This window comes from Citrobacter sp. S46_ASV_140, from assembly GCF_018919545.1.
Lineage (GTDB): Bacteria > Pseudomonadota > Gammaproteobacteria > Enterobacterales > Enterobacteriaceae > Citrobacter > Citrobacter braakii.
Window position 1 is genome coordinate 1 of sequence record NZ_JAHLRC010000131.1, and the last position, 9,318, is coordinate 9,318.

The following is a 9,318-nucleotide window of genomic DNA, read 5'->3' on the forward strand; positions in this document are numbered from 1 at the left end:
GATCTGGATTGCAACTTTATTTGCAGTAATTTCTGTACGTTTTAGAGATTTTCCGCAAATGGTCATGAGTTTTATGCAGGTTGTCTTTTATATAACGCCGATATTATTTTCTGGAACAATGTTGGCTAAATATAGCTTGCTGCTGAAGTTAAACCCATTTGCTTGGTTTATCGAGATTATTCGCTCGCCTTTAGTAGGGAAAATGCCCGAGTTATACTGCTATTATAATTCTATTATCCTTGCATGCGTAGGAACAGTTATCTCACTAATTACATTTGCAAAATGTAGAAATCGCATTGCATATTGGGTGTAAATTATTATGTCTCATTTGATTGACTTAAAAGATGTGGGTGTCGAATTTCCCATTTACGACGCTAAAAGTAGATCGTTTAAATCGCAGGTGGCTAACTTAACCCGCGGTGTTATTTCTTCAAAAAAAGAAAGCAGCACGGTTACGGTTAAATCATTAGACGGTTTGACGTTTAGTCTGAAAGAAGGTGATAAACTCGGACTTATTGGAAACAATGGCGCGGGAAAATCTACGCTACTGAAGCTGTTGGCTGGTATCTATGAACCAACCTCCGGCACAATTAAAAGAAAGGGTAAGATAGTTCCACTGTTGGATATCGCTCTAGGAATGGATGATGATTCCACAGGATACCAAAATATAAAACTACGCGGTTTGTTACTTGGTATGACGAATGCAGAAATCGAATCCAAAATAGAAGAGATCGCTTGCTTCACAGAACTAGGTGATTACCTGAATCTACCAATTCGTGTCTACTCTACCGGGATGCGCGTGAGATTAGCATTTGCAGTATCAACTTCAGTTGATCCAGATGTACTTTTACTCGACGAAATTATTGGGACTGGCGATGCTTCTTTCTTAAATAAAGCAAAGAAAAGATTCCAGGAATTGCAGGAGAGGGCAAAGGTTGTTGTGCTATCTTCCCATGACAACAATGTCATTCTGAAAACTTGTAATAAAGTTCTGTGGTTAGAGGGTGGTAAACCAAAGATGATTGGAGATCCGGAAGAAGTATTAAATAAATATATGGATAGCGTAGTTTAAAAACATAGGTGGTATGAGTGAAGATTGATTATGTCATTACAGGCATGGATGTCGGAGGCGCTGAGATGCAGGTTGTCGAATTGCTTCTTGAGCTTCAAAAAAGTGGGCATTCTGTTCGATTAATTTCGCTTACACCACCAGTTGATTTGATTGATAAGCTAATCAGTAATGACATACCAGTTGTTTCATTGGGTATGAAATCAAAATTAGCTTTACCTATAGCTGCATTTAAATTAGCAATGTTGATCAGACAAAACTCTCCAGATATTGTGCATTCGCATATGTTTCATGCCAATATCTTGGTACGTTTCGTAAGAGCACTCTTGGGAAGGCGTTCATCTATTATTTGTACTGCACACAGCGTTCGTGAAGGTGGCAGTGCAAGAGACTGGCTCTATCGTTTGACTAATAAATTAAGTGATTTAAATACAGTTGTTAGCGATGCGGCACGGCAGCGATTTATTAACGACAAAGTATTTCCACCTGAGAAAACACTTACTGTTTATAATTGTATCAATATTGATCATTTTTGTATCATCGATAGACAGGACAGGAAACGATTTCGCTGGATAACAGTTGGGCGGCTTGTAAAAATAAAAAATCAACTGTTGATTTTGCAAGCGATGATGCAGTTGCCACATAGTGAACTCATCATAGTTGGAGAGGGCGAAGAACGGCTTACATTGCAAACATTTATCGATCAAAATTCTCTCAGCGAGCGAGTTACTCTCTTGGGAAAAAAGGATAATGTTATTGATTATTACCATGATTCCGATGCCTTTGTGCTGGCCTCTGACTATGAAGGTTTTGCTCTTGTCGTTGCCGAAGCTATGGCATGTGGATTACCAGTGGTCGCAACAGATTGTGGTGGGCCAGCGGAAATTATTGGAAATGGACAGGATTTTGGCATAACAATATCGGTTAATGATGTACATCACTTAACTGCAGCGATGCAACAGATTGAATCATTAGATATCGAACAACGTAAAGGAAGCGGCTATCGTGCTCGGGAAAGAGTCATTGAGAAATTTTCTGCTAAAAAAATCGTATCTCAATGGGAAGATATATACCTGTGCATACAGAAAAACAGAATTTAGAACTCACCTATGAAAATAGCATTAATCGGTACTACAGCAGAAAGTCTAATCCAATTCAGAAAAGAACTGATTAATTTATTACATAAAAATGGCCATGTTGTATATGCATTTGCAATTGACTATGATGATGTGACAAAAGAAAAAGTTAAATCATTTGGCGCTATACCAGTACATTATTGTTTCAGTCGTACAGGGCTAAATCCATTTTCTGATGTTATCAACACCTATAAATTATATAAAATTTTAAAATCACTTAAATTAGACTTGGCATTTTCTTATTTTTCAAAGCCAGCCATTTTTGGTACTTTAGCAGCAAAGTTCGCAAGAATACAAAAACGATATGCGATGCTTGAAGGTCTTGGTTTTTTCTTTACCAATTCTGGAGGGCAGGTTTCATTACGAACTAAATTACTAAAAAAAATATTGGTTTCGCTTTACAAAGTGAGTTTCAGACACATTGAAAGTCTAATCTTGCTTAATGCGGATGATAAGCGAGATCTTTTAGTTAATGAAAAAATCCAAGTAAAAAAGGTACATATATTAGGGGGGATTGGATTAAATATGTCTGATTACCCCTACTGTCCACCTCCTGTGGATCCAGTGTCTTTCATTTTTGTCGCCAGATTTTTGCAAGAAAAAGGAGTTTATGAATTTATTGAGGCTGCAAAAATAGTCAAAAATAAATTTCCGGAAACTCATTTTTGTATGCTGGGTCATCTGGATCTTCACAACCCGGGAAGCTTAACTATAGAACGACTTAATGATTTGAAATGTAATAACATCATTGAGTTACCTGGTCATGTTGATAACGTACAGGAGTGGCTTGCTAAAGCGAGTGTATTCGTATTGCCTTCCTGGCGTGAAGGGTTTCCGAGAAGTACACAGGAGGCTATGGCCATGGGCCGAGCTGTCATAACCAGCGATGTGCCAGGTTGCCGAGATACAGTGGTTGATGGTGTTAATGGATTTTTGATTAAGCCTAAATCTGCAGAAGAACTTGCTGATAAAATGATATATTTTTTGAATGAACCTGATGAAATTAAAAAGATGGGTGAAGCAAGTTATAATATTGCAAAAATGAATTTTGACTCATCAATTGTAAATATAAATCTATTATCGATTTTGGATATTCCCATTAACACTATCACAAAATTCTAAATGCATGAAACAACATGCCTTACAGTACACTAGACAGGATATTTTATGGAACGCTTAGATCTCGGTATGAAACCTGCACACCCATTAGAAGAGGCTGCGATTCACCTTGCCAGGTATGCTAATATACTTAATCATATTAAAGATAAAACTGTTTTGGATCTCGCATGTGGAGAAGGATACGGTTCCGCGCTTCTAATGCAATATGGTGCCAAAAAGGTTGTTGGCGTTGACATTTCTGTCGAGACTATTGAGAAAGCAAAACAGATATTTTCCTCAACTGGTGTCGAATATATAGCGGGTGATGCGCAATCAGTAGCAAAGTTACTTGGTGAAAATGTTTTTGATGTTGTTGTTTCAATAGAAACAATCGAGCATGTTCAAGACCCTGAAGCTTTATTGAAAACCATGAAAAAAGTAGCTAAAGAAGATGCTATTTTTTACATTACATGCCCAAATGATTATTGGTATTTTCCTACTGAAAATGAGTCGAATCCTTTTCATATTCGTAAATACACGTTTGAAGATTTTTCTACTTTAACGCAATCAGTATTAGGCGATGATGTTTCTTGGGGACTTGGGAGTACGGTATGGGGGTTTGGAACAGCTCCATTAGATAGTAATGAATACCTGCCGCTTGGGACATCATGGATGAGACAATATCGTTCTGAAGGTGGTTTAATAATTGAGAATGGTTCAACTGAAGCACTTGATACTTCTAACTGTAGCTTCTACTGTGGTATATGGAACGCTTCCAATATTTCATTCTCATCCGGAATAATTCCGTTCGGAATGGATGCCTATAAAAAGATATTTGAGGCCATTGAATATGACATTATATCTCGGCTCAGAGAAGATAATAATGCGTTAAGAGATAGGGTACAAGAACTAGAAGTTGAATTCAGAAGAAAATCACTTTTTTTGATGGCAGCTGATTCTGAGAATAAGATTTTAAAAGAAAGTGTTTCAAAACTGGATTTGCAAAAAGACATTTTACAGCAACAAATTTATGAGAATACACGACAAGCAGAAGAAAAAACTTTCGACTTAAATAAACAGGTAATTGAGTTGAAAAATAAAAATAATGAGCTAAGTTATAATATTGATGTGATGAAAATTGGATATTATCGTTATCTAAGAATGTCAAAATATATACCAACATTTGCTAAAAATTTAGTTCTGAAAATTTATCGTAAATTTCATGGATGAATGATAATGACAAGAAATCATGCTCCCTCTATTAAATCAATATTTCTCTACAAAGACGATATTGGTATTTTAACTCAAGAAGAAAAAACATTAGAGAAGAAATTTAAAAATTTATCTATTATTATTATAACTGAAGGAAATGCTAAGAATGCTGTGGAGGAAATCAAGCGCCATGGATATGTAAGCGAAGAATTTTTAGGAAAAGTACATTTAGCTGTAAAGTATAATAAAAATAATGCCCATGAAAAACTGGCTGCACATTCCACTGTTATCGAAAAAAACATCCATATTAATTATTTTGAAGATTCAACTACTGATTCCAAAATCAAGAATACTTTACTGAAAGAGATAAAGACACAATGGGTGTTATTTATCTCTTTAAATTTCTTATTCTCCCTTGATGAGCTGATATTAGCTAATGATGATTTAAAACATCAACCTTGTAGTTGTTACAATTTTCCTATTTTGATTAGTAAAGATTCTAATCGAATCTCAATGAATAGTGATTTGATACTAGAATATTGTGATTATCAGATTAAGCTTGATAAAAACGTAAACGAAATTGTCTTTGAAAGTTCGATTGAACAACAACCTTTTTATTTTTCGGGATTCCTTGAAAACAACGCTCATTTAATTAATCATATTGTTTTTTCAAATATCGGCTATTTCGATGAAAATCTAAGCTTTGGTATTGAAGTAATAGATTTTTCGATTAGGTTGCGAAATAGTGGGTTGTACATTGGTAATAGTAAAAATAGTATAATTGAAAAGCATGAGACAGCACAACGTGACTCTAATAGAATAGATAAACCCTTTAACACTAAATTGTTAACAGATTCTCTAAACTCTTTTCATGACAAATATAACGTGTTGCTGAGTGACAATATAGTTAGATCGATTTGCGGTAAAACTCTCAAAGAGTTATCAAAACCACAGGCAATAACTGAGGAATTTAATTTCCCAATCAAGAAGCCTAAAATTGCATTGATCATTGATGCTGAAAACTGGGCTTTTGCGAACATAGCAAACCAACTAAAGAAAAATCTGAGTAGTTATTATGAGTTTATGATCATACCTACTCAATTAATCTCAAATTTGCATCACATTTTAATGATGACTGAGGGTTGTGATCTGGTTCATTTTTTCTGGCGTGAATTTATTAGAGCGCAAAATAATTCTTATTATACACTTTACAACAAAGAAATAGGGATTAATGATATAGAATTTGATGAGCGTTTTATTAAAGGACGGAAGTTTACAACAACTATCTATGATCATCTTTTTTTATCACCTGATGAAATTCTGGAACGGCAATCATTCTATAATAACAAAATAGTTGCTTATAGTGTTTGCTCATCTAAACTTTTTAAAATATATAATGATATAACTTGTTATCCAAGCCCTAAAATAATTACAGAAGACGGAGTGGATCTTACTTTATTTAAGCCTGTTAATTTAGCTCGTTTCAAAAATATACAAGATCGTGAACTTGTTGTAGGTTGGGCTGGTAACTCAAAATGGGCCGGTGATATTGAGGACTTTAAAGGTTTTCATTCAATATTAAAGCCAGCGATCGAGGAACTCCAAATGGAAGGTCTAAATATCAGACTAGAATTAGCTGATCGACAGAATGGTTTTATTCCTCATGCTGAAATGGTTAATTATTATGCAAGAATTGACCTTTATGTATGTCCTTCAAAAATTGAAGGGACACCTAACCCTGTATTAGAATCAATGGCTTGTGGGGTACCTGTAATATCAACAGATGTTGGTGTAGTTAGTGATGCTTTTGGGCCTCTTCAAAAGGAATGGCTACTCGCTGAGCGTTCACAAAAAGCATTAAAAGAAAAATTGAGAAAGTTCTATTTTGAAAGAAAATCATTGACCAGAAACTTGTCAAATGAAAATCTTGAAACCATTAAAAAATGGGATTGGAGTATTAAGTCTCAAAATTTCAAATTATTCTTTGATTCAGTACTCTAAACCACCAGTTTTGACACGAATATTTATATTAAGTTGGTAACTTGATAAAATTAAATTGATGTATTGTGTTGCCAACAGTAAAAGTATATTACGTATATACACAATAAACACCTGACAGGAGTATATAATGTCTAAGCAACAGATCGGCGTCGTCGGTATGGCAGTAATGGGGCGCAACCTGGCGCTCAACATTGAAAGCCGTGGTTATACCGTTTCAGTATTCAACCGCTCCCGTGAAAAGACCGAAGAAGTGATTGCTGAGAATCCGGATAAGAAACTGGTTCCTTACTATACGGTAAAAGAGTTTGTTGAATCACTTGAAACTCCTCGTCGTATCCTGTTAATGGTGAAGGCGGGCGCGGGTACGGATGCTGCCATTGATTCCCTGAAGCCATACCTGGAAAAAGGGGACATCATCATTGATGGCGGCAATACTTTCTTCCAGGATACAATTCGCCGTAACCGGGAGCTGTCTGCCGAAGGTTTCAATTTCATCGGCACCGGCGTATCCGGTGGTGAAGAGGGGGCGCTGAAAGGTCCGTCTATTATGCCTGGCGGTCAGAAAGAAGCGTATGAGTTAGTTGCTCCAATATTGACCAAAATCGCGGCCATTGCTGAAGATGGCGAACCGTGCGTGACCTATATCGGCGCTGACGGTGCAGGCCATTACGTGAAAATGGTCCACAATGGTATTGAGTACGGCGACATGCAGCTGATTGCAGAAGCCTATTCTTTGCTAAAAGGTGGTCTGAACTTGACTAACGAAGAGCTGGCTACCACTTTCACCGAGTGGAACGAAGGCGAGCTGAGCAGCTACCTGATTGACATTACCAAAGACATTTTCACCAAGAAAGATGAAGAGGGTAAATATCTGGTCGATGTGATCCTCGATGAAGCTGCTAACAAAGGTACCGGTAAATGGACCAGTCAGAGCTCTCTGGACTTGGGCGAACCGCTATCTCTGATCACCGAGTCTGTATTCGCTCGCTACATCTCCTCCCTGAAAGACCAACGCGTAGCGGCTTCTAAGGTCTTGACTGGACCTAAAGCTCAGCTTGCAGGTGACAAAGTAGAATTTATTGAGAAAGTACGTCGTGCATTATATCTTGGGAAAATTGTGTCTTATGCACAAGGATTCTCGCAATTGCGCGCTGCCTCTGATGAATATAAGTGGGATCTGCAATACGGTGAGATCGCAAAGATTTTCCGTGCTGGCTGTATCATACGTGCGCAGTTCTTGCAAAAAATCACTGACGCTTATGCTAACAATGATAAGATCGCGAACCTGCTTCTGGACCCATACTTCAAGAATATTGCTGATGAATACCAGCAGGCACTGCGTGATGTTGTAGCCTATGCGGTACAAAATGGTATTCCTGCACCAACATTCTCAGCTGCCATTGCGTATTATGATAGTTACAGAGCAGAAGTTCTTCCTGCAAATTTGATTCAGGCTCAACGTGATTATTTTGGCGCGCATACTTATAAACGTATCGACAAAGATGGTGTATATCATACTGAATGGATTAATTAACCACTTTTTTAACAAGTAAAAATGTGGGTTAAATTAAATGCTTGCTGTCTTTTTGAAGTAAGCATTTATAACAACCTGGATATAAATGTCATTGCTGTTTTATTTCAAGTTTAGTTTAACTGAACCAATTTTATTAATTCTAAAATCACATTCAATCTTATCTGGGTTACTTCGGTTAAAATTTGAATTATAAATAACATTAACCATTTCTTGGTTGTTAGTAATAGTCTGTTTACTATTGATAATTATAAATTCTGATATTATTAGGGCAAATCAATGCAAGACAAAATTCTTTTATTTATCCCTGCGTATAATTGTGAAAAACAAATTCCTCGCGTGCTCAATCAATGTCTAAATATAAATAAAGTAATAAATGAAATTATTGTCGTTGATAACCAAAGTACAGATAATACTTTACTTGCGGCATCTGAAGCAGCGGAAAAAATTGAAGTGCCAGTAACAATTGTACGTAATAACGATAATTATGGATTGGGGGGGTCTCACAAAGCTGCATTTCAATATGCTATAGATAATAAGTTTGACTACATCATCGTCTTGCATGGTGATGATCAGGGAACACTTTCTGATCTCCTACCACTAATTATCGAAGGTAAGCACAGAGACAAAGATTGCCTTCTTGGGGCAAGATTCATGCCGAAATCAAAATTAGAAGGTTATTCTTTGTTTCGGACGTTTGGTAATTATGTGTTTAATAATTTATTTTCAATAGCATGTGGGAGGAAGCTCTTTGATTTGGGTTCCGGTCTAAACATGTACAGCGTTAGAGCTTTAAACTCAGCACAATATCAAGGTTTTGCTAATAATTTGACATTTAATTACTTTATGATTTTAGCAACAGTAAATTGGAAATGGGATATGGAATTCTTTCCAATTACCTGGCGTGAAGATGACCAAATATCTAATGTCAAATTATTTAAACAGTCTCGTGAAGTCTTAAAAATTCTACTCAGATATGTATTTATGCGTAATAAATTCTTAACTAAAAATTATTCTGGGCGCGAATTTAATAGTTATAATTTTACAATTATGGAACAGCATCACCACAGGGATTTTCAAAAATGACTTTATCTAGAAGGACACTATTAAAGCTATGTCCCACAATAGTTGGTAGTCTGGCATTTATATATTTTTCAATCAACTCTTTAACGAAATATGACTTCATCAGTTTCACGACAACTTTAATTGTACCTACTATTGCATATATCGTAGCCCATTTTCTCCGTGCAATACGCTTAGGTGTGTTATTG

8 protein-coding genes and 1 pseudogene are annotated in these 9,318 nt (G+C 36.2%); 8 read left to right on the plus strand and 1 reads right to left on the minus strand.

Going from position 1 to position 9,318, the window contains the following annotated elements:
• From wzm to KQJ19_RS20395, 8 genes and pseudogenes are all read left to right on the plus strand, one after another.
• A pseudogene (gene wzm, locus KQJ19_RS20360) lies at positions 1–313 on the plus strand (O89/O101/O162 family O-antigen export ABC transporter permease subunit); the annotation flags it as partial.
• A gap of 6 nt (positions 314–319) precedes the next feature.
• Positions 320–1,072, plus strand: a complete 753-nt coding sequence (gene wzt / locus KQJ19_RS20365; RefSeq protein ID WP_000018742.1) for an O89/O101/O162 family O-antigen export ABC transporter ATP-binding subunit — start codon at positions 320–322, stop codon at positions 1,070–1,072.
• A 17-nt stretch (positions 1,073–1,089) separates the two neighbouring features.
• Positions 1,090–2,169, plus strand: a complete 1,080-nt coding sequence (locus KQJ19_RS20370; RefSeq protein WP_323667531.1) for a glycosyltransferase — start codon at positions 1,090–1,092, stop codon at positions 2,167–2,169.
• 9 nt (positions 2,170–2,178) lie between these two features.
• Entirely contained in the window at positions 2,179–3,327 is a 1,149-nt protein-coding gene (locus tag KQJ19_RS20375; protein WP_200049019.1) for a glycosyltransferase family 4 protein, read from the plus strand.
• A 45-nt stretch (positions 3,328–3,372) separates the two neighbouring features.
• Positions 3,373–4,533 carry a class I SAM-dependent methyltransferase gene (locus KQJ19_RS20380; RefSeq protein WP_216404055.1) on the plus strand — a complete coding sequence of 387 codons (1,161 nt, stop codon included), beginning with the start codon at positions 3,373–3,375 and terminating at the stop codon, positions 4,531–4,533.
• 6 nt (positions 4,534–4,539) lie between these two features.
• Positions 4,540–6,516: a glycosyltransferase gene (locus tag KQJ19_RS20385; protein WP_216404056.1), complete on the plus strand. Its 1,977-nt coding sequence runs from the start codon at positions 4,540–4,542 to the stop codon at positions 6,514–6,516.
• Positions 6,517–6,643: 127 nt separating this feature from the next.
• Positions 6,644–8,050, plus strand: a complete 1,407-nt coding sequence (gene gndA / locus KQJ19_RS20390) for an NADP-dependent phosphogluconate dehydrogenase (protein ID WP_169329987.1) — start codon at positions 6,644–6,646, stop codon at positions 8,048–8,050.
• Between the two features lie 276 nt (positions 8,051–8,326).
• Positions 8,327–9,133 carry a glycosyltransferase family 2 protein gene (locus KQJ19_RS20395; protein ID WP_169329988.1) on the plus strand — a complete coding sequence of 269 codons (807 nt, stop codon included), beginning with the start codon at positions 8,327–8,329 and terminating at the stop codon, positions 9,131–9,133.
• On the opposite strand, the gene KQJ19_RS20400 is transcribed toward KQJ19_RS20395, so the two are convergent.
• The coding region (locus tag KQJ19_RS20400; RefSeq protein WP_216404057.1) for a hypothetical protein at positions 9,096–9,318 on the minus strand (223 nt) is incomplete at its 5' end. The genes KQJ19_RS20395 and KQJ19_RS20400 overlap by 38 nt on opposite strands.